This is a genomic window from Variovorax sp. M-6, assembly GCF_052114385.1.
Taxonomy (GTDB): Bacteria; Pseudomonadota; Gammaproteobacteria; order Burkholderiales; family Burkholderiaceae_C; genus Variovorax.
In genome coordinates, this window is sequence record NZ_JBFREQ010000005.1 from 177,443 (window position 1) to 191,987 (window position 14,545).

14 protein-coding genes and 1 pseudogene are annotated in these 14,545 nt (G+C 65.5%); 12 read left to right on the plus strand and 3 right to left on the minus strand.

Annotation, left to right across the window (positions count from 1 at the left end):
- Positions 1–444 precede the first annotated feature (444 nt).
- The 9 genes from AB4Z46_RS08210 to AB4Z46_RS08250 all read left to right on the plus strand — a co-directional run bounded on the left by AB4Z46_RS08210 (position 445) and on the right by AB4Z46_RS08250 (position 9,315).
- Positions 445–2,253: a sensor histidine kinase gene (locus tag AB4Z46_RS08210; protein ID WP_442282987.1), complete on the plus strand. Its 1,809-nt coding sequence runs from the start codon at positions 445–447 to the stop codon at positions 2,251–2,253.
- Positions 2,250–2,867, plus strand: a complete 618-nt coding sequence (locus tag AB4Z46_RS08215; RefSeq protein WP_442282988.1) for a response regulator transcription factor — start codon at positions 2,250–2,252, stop codon at positions 2,865–2,867. Before AB4Z46_RS08210 ends, AB4Z46_RS08215 begins: the two co-directional genes overlap by 4 nt.
- A gap of 194 nt (positions 2,868–3,061) precedes the next feature.
- A complete protein-coding gene (locus tag AB4Z46_RS08220) occupies positions 3,062–3,448 on the plus strand; it encodes a response regulator transcription factor (protein WP_442282989.1) in 387 nt (128 codons plus the stop codon).
- A gap of 83 nt (positions 3,449–3,531) precedes the next feature.
- A complete protein-coding gene (locus AB4Z46_RS08225) occupies positions 3,532–6,009 on the plus strand; it encodes an arylsulfatase (protein ID WP_442282990.1) in 2,478 nt (825 codons plus the stop codon).
- A 14-nt stretch (positions 6,010–6,023) separates the two neighbouring features.
- Positions 6,024–6,308 carry a hypothetical protein gene (locus tag AB4Z46_RS08230; RefSeq protein WP_442282991.1) on the plus strand — a complete coding sequence of 95 codons (285 nt, stop codon included), beginning with the start codon at positions 6,024–6,026 and terminating at the stop codon, positions 6,306–6,308.
- 20 nt (positions 6,309–6,328) lie between these two features.
- Positions 6,329–6,652 (plus strand): hypothetical protein, encoded by a 324-nt coding sequence (locus AB4Z46_RS08235; protein WP_442282992.1) that lies wholly within the window; start codon positions 6,329–6,331, stop codon positions 6,650–6,652.
- A 27-nt stretch (positions 6,653–6,679) separates the two neighbouring features.
- Entirely contained in the window at positions 6,680–7,066 is a 387-nt protein-coding gene (locus AB4Z46_RS08240) for a hypothetical protein (RefSeq protein ID WP_442282993.1), read from the plus strand.
- An 81-nt stretch (positions 7,067–7,147) separates the two neighbouring features.
- Positions 7,148–7,432, plus strand: coding sequence for a hypothetical protein (locus AB4Z46_RS08245; protein ID WP_442282994.1), 285 nt, complete (start codon positions 7,148–7,150; stop codon positions 7,430–7,432).
- Between the two features lie 899 nt (positions 7,433–8,331).
- A complete protein-coding gene (locus tag AB4Z46_RS08250; RefSeq protein ID WP_442282995.1) occupies positions 8,332–9,315 on the plus strand; it encodes a DMT family transporter in 984 nt (327 codons plus the stop codon).
- Positions 9,316–9,379: 64 nt separating this feature from the next.
- On the opposite strand, the pseudogene AB4Z46_RS08255 reads toward AB4Z46_RS08250, so the two are convergent.
- Both AB4Z46_RS08255 and AB4Z46_RS08260 read right to left on the minus strand, forming a co-directional pair.
- Positions 9,380–9,888, minus strand: a pseudogene (locus tag AB4Z46_RS08255) (aldehyde dehydrogenase family protein); the annotation flags it as partial.
- 121 nt (positions 9,889–10,009) lie between these two features.
- On the minus strand, positions 10,010–11,131 hold the full coding sequence (locus AB4Z46_RS08260; protein WP_442282996.1) for an adenylate/guanylate cyclase domain-containing protein: 1,122 nt from the start codon (positions 11,129–11,131) through the stop codon (positions 10,010–10,012).
- Positions 11,132–11,275: 144 nt separating this feature from the next.
- On the opposite strand from AB4Z46_RS08260, the gene AB4Z46_RS08265 reads away from it, so the two are divergent.
- The 3 genes from AB4Z46_RS08265 (at position 11,276) to AB4Z46_RS08275 (ending at position 13,746) form a co-directional block, all read left to right on the plus strand.
- Positions 11,276–12,847, plus strand: a complete 1,572-nt coding sequence (locus AB4Z46_RS08265) for an ATP-binding protein (RefSeq protein WP_442282997.1) — start codon at positions 11,276–11,278, stop codon at positions 12,845–12,847.
- A 61-nt stretch (positions 12,848–12,908) separates the two neighbouring features.
- The gene (locus tag AB4Z46_RS08270) at positions 12,909–13,283 is read left to right on the plus strand and encodes a response regulator (protein ID WP_442282998.1); all 375 of its coding nucleotides are present in this window, start codon (positions 12,909–12,911) and stop codon (positions 13,281–13,283) included.
- A gap of 22 nt (positions 13,284–13,305) precedes the next feature.
- Complete coding sequence (locus tag AB4Z46_RS08275; protein ID WP_442282999.1) at positions 13,306–13,746, plus strand: desulfoferrodoxin family protein; 441 nt, start codon at positions 13,306–13,308, stop codon at positions 13,744–13,746.
- A gap of 97 nt (positions 13,747–13,843) precedes the next feature.
- Here AB4Z46_RS08275 and AB4Z46_RS08280 read toward each other — a convergent pair whose 3' ends face one another.
- Positions 13,844–14,539, minus strand: a complete 696-nt coding sequence (locus tag AB4Z46_RS08280) for a carboxypeptidase regulatory-like domain-containing protein (protein ID WP_442283000.1) — start codon at positions 14,537–14,539, stop codon at positions 13,844–13,846.
- Positions 14,540–14,545 lie beyond the last annotated feature (6 nt).

The window sequence follows — 14,545 nt, forward strand, 5'->3', positions numbered from 1 at the left end:
CATCTCAGTGGTCGTGCCGCCGCATGAGCGTCCCTGTAAAACATCGAGACCGCATCGTCGTCTCCTCCTCAAAAAGCATGGGAGAACCTTGAGCCGTCATCTGCTCATTGACTCCTCGAACGGCAGAATGCGATCTTCCCGCATTCGCGCCGTGCTGGATTCAGCCTTGGGGCAAAGCGCTTGCCCGAAAGGGAAGCGCACAAACATGGTGGACTTGTAACCGAGTTGCGCGGATCATCCGATCCAAACGCTTGCAATGTGATCGAAACGATGCGCATTCAGACAAAAAAACCTTCAGGGGACGATCCTCGCGCAGGATTCCCAACCATCATCCGGCGGGGAACCCGTGACCAGGAATCCGCCGCGCCGACTGCAGCCATTCGAGGCGGACACTGGTGTGGGTGGCTAGTTGCGATCTGCTGCGCGCTGATCGCCCCGGGCGCCATGGCGGCCAACGCCCGGAATGTGCTGGTGCTCTATTCCAACGGCCGCCTCGTGCCTGCCAACGTCGACGTCGAGCGCGGACTGAAAAGTGCGATCGTAGATTCCGTCGATCGTCCGGTGGAGATATTCAGCGAGTTTCTGGACTATCCGGAGTTCGTCGGCGAAGACTACGAAAGCACCGTCGCGACCTATTTGCGGAACAAGTACACCGAACGTCCGCCGGACGCCGTCGTCGCCGTTGCGAGGCAATCGCTCGACTTCCTGCTGCGCCACCGCGCGCAACTGTTCCCCGGGGTTCCGCTTGTCCATACGGCCGCCTTCAGGGCGTATCCCCAGCCGTTCCCGACGCTCCCCGCCGACGTGGTCGGCGTCCCGGTTGAATATGACCCCGCCGGCACGGTCGAGCAGGCGCTTCGCTGGCATCCAAAGGCGCACCATCTGCTCGTCGTGACCGGGGCGACCCCGCGCGACCGGGAATGGGAGGCGCTGTTGCGAGACACCCTCATGCGGTTCGAAGACCGGGTGGCGATCGAATTCCTGACCGGCCAGCCAACCGACAAGGTTCTTGAGCGCCTGCGTGGTCTGGATAGTGACTGGATTGTCTTCACACCCGGCTTCTACCAGGGCGGCGATGCCCTCAAGTACACGGCGCGCGAATCGGTCCAGATGATGGCCATGGTGGCCAACGCCCCGGTCTACGGCACGTTCAGCAGCTTCGTAGGCACCGGTGTCGTGGGCGGCCGCGTCCCGAGTTTTGAGGCCACAGGTCGACAGGCGGGGCAGATCGTCAGCAGCCTGCTCGACGGCGTATCGCCGGCGTCGCTGAACCTGCCCAAAGTCATGCCCAACGAACTCAACATCGACGCACGCCAGGCGCGCCGGTGGGGCATCGACGACAAGGACATTCCGTCCGACGCCGTGGTGCAGTTCCGGCAGCCCACCTTCTGGGAGGCGTACCGGACAGTGGCCATCATCGGCGGCACCGTGATCCTCCTCCAGGCCGCACTCATCGCTTCGCTCACGCTCGAGCACCACCGTCGCCGCAAGGCCGAACTGGCACTGGTGCGGCGCGGGGGCGAACTCGCCCACGCGTCGCGCCTGGCAATCGCCGGCGAACTGACGGCTTCGATCGCTCACGAGATCAATCAACCCCTGGCGGCCATCCTGAGCAACGCCGATGCCGCCGAAATGATCCTCCAGTCCGACGTCGATCGGCGCGAGGACCTGCACATGATCCTGACCGACATCCGGCGGGACGACCTGCGAGCCAGCGATGTCATCCGCCGCCTGCGCACGCTCCTGTCCAACAAGGCGATCGAGCGCCAGGCCTTCGAGATCGCCGAGATCGTCGGCGATGCGTGTGCCATTCTCCAGGCCGAAGCGAGGCGCAGAGAGGTGACTCTGGTCGCGCGAGACGCAGCGACGCCCGGCCGTGTTTTCGGTGATCCGGTACAGATCCAGCAGGTGCTCATCAATCTTGTGCTCAATGCGATGGACGCTGTCGCGGGAATGCCCGGGGACCGACGCACGATCGTCGTTTCGGTCGAGCCAGAGGTCCGAGGGTTTGCCTTGCTCGTGCGTGATCGAGGCAGAGGCATTGCGCCCGAACACCTCCCCAAGCTCTTTGATTCGTTCTTCAGCACCAAGCGCCGGGGCATGGGGCTTGGGTTGTCTATCGCACGGACCATCGTCGAGGCACATGGAGGGCGAATTCGGGTGGAAAGCAATCCCGACAGTGGCACCGTGTTCCACGTCTCGCTGCCCGCGCACGGCGAAAACAACGTTCCGACTGACGCCGCCCTCGCATGAACACCTCCCCACTCATCCACGTTGTCGATGACGACGAGTCGCTGCGCACCGCGCTGCTGAGATTGCTCGACATGGCGGGCTTCGAGACTCGGGGATACGCGTCGGCTGGCGAGTTCCTGCTGCATCCGCCACCCGATCGTCCGAGTTGCCTGCTGCTCGATGTCCGCATGCCCGGCCCATCGGGCCTGGACCTGCAGGGCGCGCTGGAGGAGAACGGCGTCGCGCTGCCGATTGTCTTCCTGACGGGCCATGCGGACGTGCCTTCCACCGTGCAGGCCATGAAGGGCGGGGCGGTGGATTTCCTGGAGAAGCCGATTCAGCGCGACGCCCTGCTCGCAGCCCTCGAACGCGCGCTCGCTCGCGACGCGGTTCAGCGGGCGGCCAGCACTGAGGCCTCGCGTCTTCGCGCGCTGTTCGCCACGCTGTCGGCGCGCGAACGAGAGGTCTTCGATCGTATCGTCGCAGGCAAGCTGAACAAGCAGATCGCCGACGAACTCGGCAGTAGCGAACGCACGATCAAGACGCAGCGCGCACACCTGATGATCAAACTGAGTGTCGATTCGGCGGCGGAACTCGGAGCCCTGGCCGAAAAGCTGAATCACAGCGCTACCTAGGCCACTGCCGCATCCGGTCGGTCTTTCGGGCAACGAATTTGCCCCTTGGCCGGATTTACGCGCCGATCCGGCTGCCGGATCATGGCTCATGACCCAATTTGCGATCACTCGATGACAGCTTGACGTCCGTCGGACACACGGGGTGGTCCGGTCAAGATCCACAGACGCCATCAGAAGTCGCACGGAGATCCGTGATGGCGTTGATCGCAGGCCGGGTGGTGGTTGTGGTGGAAGACGACGACAGCGTGCGGGAGGCGGTCCGGCGCTTGCTCGATGCGGCCGGATTTCGGGCGGTGGCCTACGAATCGGCAGAAGCCTTGCTGGCCACGGGCGGCATCGAAGGCGCCTTGTGCGTGATCAGCGACATCAAGCTCCCAGCCATGTCGGGGCTCGAACTGCTGACCGAACTGGGTGTACGCGGTGGATGGCCATCGGTGATCCTGATGACGGCGCATGACTCGGTCGAGGTACGCGAAGAGGCGAGGCGCCGTGGCGCTGCGGGCTATCTGGTCAAGCCGTTTCAGGGAAATGCGCTGCTGGCTGCGATAGGGCGCGTGGCCGGTCCGGCACGTCCGCCATGAGGCGACCGTCTGATGGCGCCCGGCAAAGAGGCATGAATCCGCCGACCCTCGAGAGGCCAGTCACTAGCGAAAGAGGAGATCAAATGAAGAAGCAAACACGAAAGCCAAGCGTCGCGACGAATGCCGTGGCGATTCTGGTCGCGGCAATGGTGACCACCGGCGCGGCGCTCTCCCAGCAGATTACCGGCGTGCCGGGTTCGCCGAGCGCCACGACCACGATCGAGGGCGGACAGATCCCGCCCCAGCCGCCGAAGTTCGGCGGCGTGATCAAGGAAAGCGCCAAGGACTCGAAGACCTGGTGGCCGCCGCGCGTCGTGCCCCCCAAGGGCGCGCCCAATGTGCTTCTGATCATGACCGACGACCAAGGCTACGGCGTGAGCGGCACCTTTGGCGGCGTCGTCCCGACGCCGACCCTGGACCGCGTCGCGAAGGCCGGCCTGCGCTACACGCAGTTCTGCTCCACCGCACTGTGCTCGCCGACGCGGGCGGCCCTGATCACCGGACGCAACCACCATTCGGCCGGCTTCGGCGTCATCACCGAACTGTCGACCGGTTTCCCGGGCTACGACTCGATCATCACGCCGGACAAGGCGACCGTCGGCACGATCCTCAAGGGCAACGGCTACGCCACGTCCTGGTTCGGCAAGAACCACAACACACCCGGGTTCCAGTACAGCGCGGCCGGGCCCTTCGATCAATGGCCCTCGGGCATGGGCTTCGACTACTTCTACGGCTTCATGGGCGGCGAGACCGACCAGTGGGAGCCGTACCTGTTCCGCGATCACTCGCAGATCTTTCCCTGGGTCGGCAAGGAAGGCAGCTACAACCTGACCACCGACATGGCGGACGAGGCAATCACCCATATCAAGAACCTCAACGCCGCATCGCCCGAGCAACCCTTCTTCGTCTATTACGTACCCGGAGGAAGTCACTCGCCGCACCAGCCGACCAAGGAGTGGATCGAGAAGTTCAAGGGCAAGTTCGACATGGGCTGGAACGTCATGCGGGAGCAGATCTTCGCCAATCAGAAGCGCCTCGGTGTCGTTCCCGCGGATGCCAAGCTCACCGATTGGCCGGACAGCCTACCGAAGTGGGAGACCCTTTCAGCCGACGAGAAGAAGCTGTTCGCCCGTCAGGCCGAAGTGTTTGCGGCCTACACGGCATACACCGACTTCGAAATCGGCCGCGTGATCCAGCAGGTGCAGGACATGGGAAAGCTCGACAACACGCTGGTCATCTACATCAGCGGCGACAACGGCACCAGCCCCGAAGGCACCACGCTCGGCACGCCCAACCAGTACACCGCCTACAACGGCATCCTCGACGTACCGGTCCAGGAGCAACTCAGGTTCTACGACGCCTGGGGTTCGTCGGCCACCTACCCGCACATGGCAGTCGCCTGGTCATGGGCTTTCGACACGCCTTTCAAATGGACCAAGCAGGTGGCCTCGCACTTCGGTGGCACACGCCAGGGCATGGCCATCTCATGGCCCGCCCGCATCAAGGACGTGGGCGGCGTGCGCAACCAGTTCCACCACATCATCGACATCGTGCCCACGATTCTCGAAGCCGCCGGCATCAAGGCGCCGGACACGGTGAACGGCATCAAGCAGAGCCCGATCGAGGGGATCAGCATGGCCTACACCTTCGACAAGGCGAATGCCACGGTGCCCTCGAAGCGCACGACCCAGTACTTCGAGTTGATCTCCAACCGTGGCATCTATCACGAAGGCTGGTATGCCAATACAACGCCGCCGGTGGCGCCGTGGGTCCTGAACGCGCCGATGCCACCCGTGAGCGAGTACAAGTGGGAGCTGTACAACCTCGCCGAGGACTTCACGCAGTCGAACGACCTGGCCGCGAAGATGCCCGACAAGGTCAAGCAGATGCAGGCGATCTTCGACCAGGAGGCGGCCAAGTACCAGGTCCTGCCGCTCGACAACTCGCAGTTCGCCAGGGCCATTGCGCCGCGGCCGAGTGCGGTCGCGGGCAAGACCGTGTTCACCTACACCGGCGAGAACTGGGGCATTCCGCTCGGCAATGCGCCAAACGTCCTGAACAAGTCGTTCACGATCACGGCCGAGGTCGATGTTCCGCAAGGCGGTGGCGACGGCATGCTCGTGACCCTGGGTGGGCGTTTTGGCGGCTATGGCTTGTACCTGCTCAAGGGCCAGCCGGTCTTCACCTACAACATGCTGACGCTGTTGACGGCCAGGTGGGCGGGCGACCAGCCGCCGCTCACGGCCGGCAAGCACACGATCGTGTTCGACTTCAAGTACGACGGTCCCGGCGTGGCGAAGGGGGGGACGGGCGTGTTGTCCGTGGACGGCAAGGCGACTCGCACGCTGTCGGTGCCGAAGACGGTGCCATTCCTGATGCCGGCCGACGAGACCTTCGACGTCGGGGTCGACACCCGCACGAGTGTGAACGAGCTCGACTACAAGGTGCCGTTCCGCTTCAACGGGAAGATCAACCGGCTGACCTTCAACCTCGGACCGTCGCAGCTCGCGGCGGCGGAAGAGAAGAAGGTCCAGGAAGCCGTCGCCAAGGCCAAGGACTGAAGGGAGCGCGCAACATGAACCGAATCGCTGTATTGATCTCCGTTTTCGGCCTGGTCGGCGCCGGCATCGCAAGCGCGCAGCAGAACATGCTGCTGGACTACGCGGCCAGCCAGATGATCCAGAAGTTCCAGGCCGCAAGCTGCGACCAGTTGAAGGCACAGAAGGGCGCGCCGCAGACCGACAAGGAGAAAGAGGCCAAGGAGTTCCTGCAGAACGATGCCCAGGCCCGTGCCGCCTTCGTCAACAAGGTGGCCGCTCCGGTGCTCAACAAGATGTTCGTGTGCGGAATGATTCCGTGAACGCAGGCGAGGAGCAGGTCATGAACAAGTCAAGCAGGTCGATCACGATCGTCATCGTCACGGCGATGGTGGTCATCGCGGGCGGCTGGCCGGGGCGCGGCAACGCTTCGGAACTGGCCGCGGCCGAGGGCAAGGTCCTGGACCTTGCCGCGGCCGAGGTGATCAAGAAGTTCGAGGGAGCAAGCTGCGAGCAGTTGAAGGCGCGCCAGGAGGAGCCGCCCACCATGGCCAGGAAGGCCGCCATCGCGCTGCTTCGCAAGCATGAAAAGGCCCGCGTGGCCTTCATCGACAGGATCGCCGCGCCCGTGCTCAACAAGATGATCGAGTGCGGCATGGCGCCATAGCGCACTCCGACTGCCTGGGCCCTTCCCGTGAGCGACCTGAATTTCAACTCCCTGGGCAAGGTCCTTGCCGTCGCATCGGTCATTGAGCTCGCAACCGGCATCGCATTGCTGATCGTTCCTGCCCTGGGAGCATCTGCCCTGCTCGGCGTCGAAGGTGCGGTGGCCGCGGCGCTCGTGCGATTTGTCGGCATCGCATTGCTCACGCTGGGTATCGCATGCTGGCCGATGCGGCCGCATGCGCGGGGCGATTCGGCCGCGTACTGGGCCATGCTGATCTACAACGCCTTGATTGCGCTGTATCTGGCCTACCTGGGCATCGCAGAGCGCATGGGTGGTGTGCTGCTCTGGCCGGCCGTCGGGCTGCATGTGGTCATGTCGCTGTTGCTGGTTGGCGCCCGGCGAAGCAGCCTCTAGCTGGCGTGCGCCTTGTATCGCTTGGTCAGCCGGGGCCCTGCGGGCTCTTTTTTCAACGTCAATTTGAGTGAGGAGCAAGCCATGAACAATCGAATCGTTCTCTCTGTAGTGGCGCCCGCGCTGTGCGTCGCAGGCCTGGCAGTCGGTCAGGAAAGGATCCTGGACATGGTCGCGAGCAAGGTCATCGGAAGGTATCAAAGCTCGAGCTGCGAAGAGTTGTGGGTGAAGAAAAGCCAGCCCCCAACGCAGGAGGAACAGAGGGCCGTTCAATTCCTGCGCAACGATCCGACGGCGCGCGCCGCGTTCCTCAACAAGGTGGCCGCGCCGATTGCGAACAAGATGTTCGAGTGCGGGATGATTCCGTAAGGAGGTGTCCGGCCAAGGCTTCGCCGCCAGGCATTGACAGGGCGAGGCCAGCCGGTTCGCAAACGCTGCCGGGGCTCGCTCACTCAGGTTCCGCTACCGCTGGTTCCCTCCTGAAGCATCTGCGGCGCCTTTTCGACGCTCAGCGAGCCCCGAAACCTGACTCGGCGGAGCAAGCACGAGTGCAATACGTCGTTGATGGTGATCCAGCCCTCGCCGATATCACCCGGCCCGTCGAAAGGCGCAACAACGACCGAGTTGACCCATTTGGTGCGGAACTCCGTGCGATGAACGACAAGGTCCTCGCCTCTGGATGCTGCGCAAAAACTCAAGAGCCGAGGCCAGCCAGCGTGTGCCGACCGGAGGCAGCCCCGGTTCAGACTTGATGATTGGACATACGGCGTCGGCCCGTTTCATCGTTGCGAAGACCGATGCAAAGCTGACCGTTCAGCTACCTTGGCGAAGGTCAGAGGCCGGCCGCTGCGGTCAAAGATCCTTCGACGACACGCGGGTGGTCTCGGCCTGCTGGTTCATGCAAGAAGTGACAAGAAATGCCGGAAAGGCGAAAACTGGCGACAAGCGATGCCGGAATTTCGGCTGACTTCGCGCGATAGACATGCAAACCCGCGACAAGTTTTGCCGAAATTCGCGCCATCTTTTGACCAAATCCACATCGGCGGACCTCTTCTTGGCCGATTTGTGCATTCGACCCTGACTGTTTGCATCGCATGTCATCGTACAACTCGGCGACTCCAACCAGCAAAAAGGAGCACCCGTTCCCGTGATGAATGGACACATCAGGCGAAAAGCCGCCTACGCAACCACCATAGTTGTCGTACAACTTCGCTAGAATGCATCGCTCCGGGGCAATCTTCCGCGCCCCTGCGCCCACGGAGCCTTGCTTGCCACCCCCCAGCCCTCCCCGCCTCGCCGACCGCAAGGTCGTCTTCCTGCTCGCCCTGTTTTGCTGCCTGCTGTGGGGCAGTTCCTATCCGGCCATCAAGAACGGCTACGCCCTGTTCGGCATTGCGGCCGGCGACATCGCCTCCAAGCTGGTGTTCGCGGGTTGGCGCTTCGCGTTCGCCGGGCTCGCGCTGCTGGCCTGGGCGGCGCTCGGCGGCAAGGCCGTGCGCGGCCTGGCACCCAGGGCCTGGGGGCAGATCGCGGTGCTGGGCCTGACCCAGACCACGCTCCAGTACGTGTTCTTCTACGTCGGCCTGGCCCACACCAGCGGCGTGAAGAGTTCGATCATGAACGCCACCGGCACCTTCTTCAGCGTACTGCTCGCGCACTTCCTCTACCGCAACGACCGCCTGAGCCATGGCAAGGCGCTGGGCTGCGCGGTCGGCTTCGCGGGCGTGATGATCGTCAACCTCGGCGGCGGCCTCGGGGGCTTGCCGGCGCTCGACTTCACGCTGCTCGGCGAAGGATTCGTGGTGATCGCGGCCTTCGTGCTGGCGGCGGCCAGCATCTACGGCAAGCGCATCTCGCAGGGCATCGATCCGATCGTCATGACCGGCTGGCAACTGGCGATCGGCGGCGCGGCGCTGCTGGCCGCGGGCTACGCGCTGGGCGGCCGCCTGACCGGCTTCACGCTGGCATCGTCGGCGCTGCTGGCCTACCTGGTGCTGCTGTCGTCGCTGGCGATCTCGATCTGGAGCCTGCTGCTGAAATACAACCGCGTGAGCCTGGTCACGGCCTTCAACTTCATGGTCCCGGTGTTCGGCGCGCTGCTGTCGGCCGCCTTTCTCGGCGAGAGCATCCTCGAGTGGCGCAACGGCCTGGCGCTGGTGCTGGTCTGCTACGGGATCTGGCGGGTGACGCAGGAACGGCCAGCCGCCGCAGCCGGCGGCGGCACGGAATCGAAGGCGTCCGCGGCCACCTGAACGCAAGGGCCCTGGCACCGGAGTGCCGCAGCCGCCTGGCGCGCGAAGCTAGGGCGTGTTCACCCTAGATTCCGCCCATGCAGAGGTACTTGAGCTCAAGGTATTCGTCGATCCCGTAGCGCGAGCCTTCGCGGCCGAGGCCGGACTGCTTGACGCCGCCGAACGGGCCGACCTCGTTGGAGATGAGTCCGGTGTTGATGCCCACCATGCCGTACTCGAGCGCTTCCGCCACCCGCCACACGCGCGCTGCGTCGCGGCTGTAGAAGTACGAGGCCAGGCCGGAGTCGGTGTCGTTCGCCAGGCCCACGACCTCCGCCTCGTCACGGAACCTGAAGACCGCCGCCACGGCCCGACCTTGCGGGTGATCATCGCGATCGGAAAGTTCCACGGCGTGATGGCGGCGCACACGCCCACCGGCTGCTTGAGCACCACCATCCGCTTGTCCGCCCAGGTCGAGAACGGCACATCGCCCGAGATGCGCTTGGCCTCTTCGGCGAACCATTCGATGAACGACGCGCCGTACGCCACTTCGCCCTTGGCTTCGGCCAGCGGCTTGCCCTGCTCGCAGGTCATCTCGAGAACATTCGCGCCTGGGGGCGCGAGCGGGCCGTGCCGGCCTCGGGCCAACCGATCGGCGCCGCGCCGAGCCAGGCGCGGCCGCGCCGCCAGGTGCTGGGCTGACGCGAGGCTTCGCTCAGGCCCCCGACCTGATCCCGCGGACGCTGAAGCAGTCGACCGGGCGCTGGAAGCCCTTGAGGTTCAACGCCTCCAGGGGCTCGACTTCGAGCATCGGCTCCAGCTGCGCGAACACCGGCCGGGAGATCAGGATCTGGTTGCTCGCGGCCTCGCCGCACAGCCGCGCCGCGAGGTTGGTCACGGTTCCGATGGCGCCATAGTCCCAGCGCCCCTCGAAGCCGATGGCGCCGATGGTCGCGAAGCCCTGGGCGATGCCGATGCCCAGGCCGAGCGAATAGCCGTGCCGCAGCCATGTCTGCGCCAGCGAGCCGATGCGCTCGCGAATCGCCAGCGACATCCGCACGGCGCGCTCGGCAGCATCCGCGACCGGCACCGGGTCGTTGAAGAAGATCATCATGCCGTCGCCCGTGAAGTGCTCCAGCGTGCCCTCGTGCGCGAGGATCAGCTCGCCGGTGGCCGCGTGGTACTGGCGCAGCACGCCCATCACTTCCTCGGGCTCGGCACTCTCGGCGAAGGAGGTGAAGCCGCGCAGGTCGAGGAACACCACGGTGATCTCTCGCCGGTGGCTCAGGAGCGGATCCTCGGCGCCGCCGGTGACGATCGCTTCCGCGAGCTGCGGCGAGAAGAAGCGCCGCAGCCGGCCGACCCGCTCGAGCTCGGCGACCTGGGTCGCGACCCGGCGCTCGAGCGTGGCGTTCCAGCCCTTCATCTCGGCCACCAAGCCCTCGACCTGGTCGTGCAGGCCCTTGATGCGCAGCATCGAGCGCACGCGTGCCGCGAGTGCGGCGTGGTCCACGGGCTTGGTGAGGTACTCGTCGCCACCGGCCTCGAGGCCGGCCACCACGTCCTTCAGGTCGGCCATGGCGGTGACGATGATGATCGGCGTGAACGGAAAGTCGGGATCGGCGCGCAGGCGCTTGCAGACTTCGATGCCATCGACCTTGGGCATCATCAGGTCGAGCAGGATCAGGTCGGGCGTCAACGCCCGGGCGGCTGCCAGCCCTTCTTCGCCGTCGGCGGCCGAGACCACGTCGTAGCCCTCGCTGCCCAGGCGGGCCTGCAGAATCTTGACGTTGGTCGCGTTGTCGTCGACGATGAGGATGCGTGGGGGGTTTCTCACCGTCGGTTCTCCCTAGGCCAAAAACTGTAGCGGCTTCGCGCCCGATCCACAAGGCAACGCGGCGCGCGATGGGCGGTCCTGAAGGCGCTTCCTCAGGTCCTGGATGGAGGCCTGGCCATCAAACTCGAACAGCTTGTTACGCAGGTGCTCAAGCGGTCACCCCTGGCCTGGCTGGTGCTTCGGGTCGCGCACGTCCGGGCCTCGGTCCACACCAAGCTGCTGGTCGCCTTCCTGATCATCACGCTGCTGTTCATCGCGATGGCGGTCGCCAGCCTGCTGCTGCTCCTGAACACCACCGCGCAGAGCCGCCTGCTCGACCAGGCGCACGAGCGGGTCAGCTGGTCGCAGCAAAGCCAGTATGCGCTGGCCCGGCAGATGCATTTCACGGCGCTGGCGCTGCTGTCCAGGGACGAGGCCGCGATCGAGCGCATCCTGCGCGAGAACAACCGCTTCAACGAGACGCTGGCCAAGCTGGACACCGCCACCACCGCCAGCCAGAAGGGCCTGATCGACCAGATCCGGGCCTCGCAGGACGACGCGATGGGCGTGGTGGCCGACATCGCCAACGCGATCCGCGACGGCAAGCTCGCCGACACCACGGGCGAGCTGCTCCAGCGCGAGGAGCGACTCGACGAGCAGATCGCCCTGCGCATGGGCCAGCTGGTCGACGCCGAGCAGGCGCGCATGGCGGAGCTGCGCGACAGCGTCGACGCCGCGAACCGCCGCTCGCTGATCCTGACCTGCGTCTTCGCGGTCAGCGCCGTGGTGCTGGCCTGGCTGTGCGGCTTCGTGATTTCCTGGTCGTTCATCCTGCCGGTGCGCGAAGCCCATGTTTTCCTCGGCGATGTCGCAGCGGGCAACTTCGGGCGCAAAATCTCGGTCCCGAACCGTGACGAATTCGGAACGCTCGCCGACCGGATGAACCACATGAGCCAGCAACTGCATCGTCTCGCCGATTCCCAGCGCCAGGCTGCGGCCAAGCTCGTGGACCTCAACGAGCAGCTGTCGCGCGCAAGCCAGGCCAAGTCGGAGTTCCTGGCCAACATGAGCCACGAGCTGCGCACCCCGATGAACGCGATCCTCGGCTTCAGCGAGATGATGATCGACGGCATCTACGGCGAGGTGCCGTCGGAGCTGAAAGAGCCGCTGACCGACATCCAGGTCAACGGGCGCAACCTGCTGCGGCTGATCAACGACGTGCTCGACCTCTCGAAGATCGAGGCCGGCCGCATGGAGCTGGCGCTCGACGACTACTCGGTCAGCGACGTGGTCAACACGGTGCGGACCTCCCTGCGCTCGATCGCGGCCGAGAAGGGGCTGCAGTTCACCGCGCATGTCCCGGACGATCTGCCGGTGGCCCGCGGCGACAGCGGCCGGCTCGCGCAATGCCTGACCAACCTCGCGGGCAACGCGCTGAAGTTCACGCGCCAGGGCAGCGTCGACATCGCGGTCGAACTGGCGGGCGACCAGCTCATCTACTGCGTCGCCGACACCGGCATCGGCATCGCGGCGCAGGAGCTCGACCACATCTTCACCGAGTTCCGCCAGGTCGACACCACGATCACGCGCGAGTTCGGCGGCACCGGGCTCGGGCTCAGCATCTCGAAGAAGTTCATCGAGCGGCTGGGCGGCCGCATCTGGGTCGAGAGCGAGCTGGGCAAAGGCTCCAGGTTCATGTTCTCCGTGCCCTTGCGCGCGGGGGAAGGACGCCCATGAGCGATTGCCGGGCCGTTCCCAGGCGAGCGCGCGCCGCGGTGCGCAGCACGGAGGTTCTCAAATGAGCGAACGCAAGATCCTCTACGTCGAAGACAACGAGTACAACCGCAAGATCGTGCGGCAGCTGCTGAGCCGATCGGCCTGCCGCCTCATCGAGGCGGCCGATGGCGAGACCGGGGTCGCGCTGGCGCAGCAGGAGCTGCCCGACCTGATCCTGATGGACGTGCAATTGCCGAAGATGTCCGGGCTCGACGCCACCAGGCTCCTGACCACGGAGGCGCCGACCCGCCACATCCCGATCATCGTGATCACCTCGTACGCATTGAGCGGCGACCGCGAGAAGGCGATGCAGGCCGGTGCCTCGAGCTATCTCGCCAAGCCCTACAGTCCGAGCGAGCTGCTGACGATGGTCAAGCAGTTCCTGCCGGACCTCTGACTTCAAGGCCAAGGAGGCGCGCATGACGACGACCATCCGCAACGCGGCGTGCACCGGCCTCGCCCTCCTGGGCCTCCTGGGCGGGGCGACGCCGGTGCAGGCCGAGGAAGAGCAGGCGCAGCAGTTCACGCCCGAATTCCGCCAGCCCCACACCAGCTTCGACCCCAAGCACACGCCGAAGATCACCGCGCCCGACAGCGTCAAGCGCGGCGCCTGGTTCGACGTGACGGTCAGCGTCGGCGCCGGATCGCTGCACCCGTCGCTGCAGGAGCACTTCGTGCGCTACATCGCGCTCTACAAGGACTCGGTGGAGATCGCGCGCGCCTACCTGCACCCGGTGTATTCGTCGCCGACCGTGACCTTCAAGGTGGCGCTCGACGAGGGCGGGTCGCTGCGCGCGGTGGCCGAGCCGACCCATTCCGCCGCCTGGGAGGCCTCGAAGAAGATCAGCGTGGCGCCTTGAGGCCCCCACGCTCCCTCACTTCGTGTGGTCGCTGCCCCCCGAGGGGGCCGCAGGCCGCCTTGGGGCGGCCCGGGGCCGGCCTGGCCCCCACGCTCCCTCACCGGCCCTTCATCTCGACCGTGACCTGCGCCACCTGCTGGTCGCTCACCGTCGCGCTTGCCGACACCGTCCCGAGGCGTTCGTGCCAGATCTGCAGCTTGTACTGGCCCGGCGGCAGCTTGTCGAAGGCAAAGCGGCCGTCGGCGCCCGTGACCGCGTAGAAGGAATGCGCCGCCACCACCACCCAGGCCGTCATCCAGGCATGCAGGTCGCAGTTGATGCGCACGATCTCGGGCTCGGCGAAGGTGACGGGAATGGTCCGCCCCATCGGTTGCGTGCGATTGAACGAGACGTTGCGCTGCGGCGTGGCGTGGATGTTGTGCAGCAGCCGGTCGCTGTTGAGGAAATCCACCGTGCCACCCGCCGGAACGACCACGACCCGCGGCACGAAGGCGCAGCCTTTCTGGTCGAGTTCCACCTTCTCGGTTCGGGGCGGCAGCGGCGCGCCGGGCGGCGGCGTCTCGATCCAGACCACCGCGTTGCGGATCTCCTTGTTGGCGGACACCTGCAGGTCGTCGGCCGGTTTCTCGTGGCCGCAGAGGTACTGGTCGATCGTGACCGGCACCTTGGCCGGCGCCGGCGCCACGCCCACGAACACCACCTTGCCCCTGAGCTCGCCGGCCAGGCCGTGGCCGGGCAGTCCGCCGCACAGGAGCAGCAGCGCCAGGACGGTCGGGAACCGGGCTCCAATCAATGGAAA

Bases quoted from the DNA above. Each gene is read 5' to 3' on its own strand.
- AB4Z46_RS08210 (WP_442282987.1), top strand. From the start codon at position 445: ATGGCGGCCAACGCCCGGAATGTGCTGGTGCTCTATTCCAACGGCCGC.
- AB4Z46_RS08215 (WP_442282988.1), top strand. From the start codon at position 2,250: ATGAACACCTCCCCACTCATCCACGTTGTCGATGACGACGAGTCGCTG.
- AB4Z46_RS08220 (WP_442282989.1), top strand. From the start codon at position 3,062: ATGGCGTTGATCGCAGGCCGGGTGGTGGTTGTGGTGGAAGACGACGAC.
- AB4Z46_RS08225 (WP_442282990.1), top strand. From the start codon at position 3,532: ATGAAGAAGCAAACACGAAAGCCAAGCGTCGCGACGAATGCCGTGGCG.
- AB4Z46_RS08230 (WP_442282991.1), top strand. From the start codon at position 6,024: ATGAACCGAATCGCTGTATTGATCTCCGTTTTCGGCCTGGTCGGCGCC.
- AB4Z46_RS08235 (WP_442282992.1), top strand. From the start codon at position 6,329: ATGAACAAGTCAAGCAGGTCGATCACGATCGTCATCGTCACGGCGATG.
- AB4Z46_RS08245 (WP_442282994.1), top strand. From the start codon at position 7,148: ATGAACAATCGAATCGTTCTCTCTGTAGTGGCGCCCGCGCTGTGCGTC.
- AB4Z46_RS08270 (WP_442282998.1), top strand. From the start codon at position 12,909: ATGAGCGAACGCAAGATCCTCTACGTCGAAGACAACGAGTACAACCGC.
- AB4Z46_RS08275 (WP_442282999.1), top strand. From the start codon at position 13,306: ATGACGACGACCATCCGCAACGCGGCGTGCACCGGCCTCGCCCTCCTG.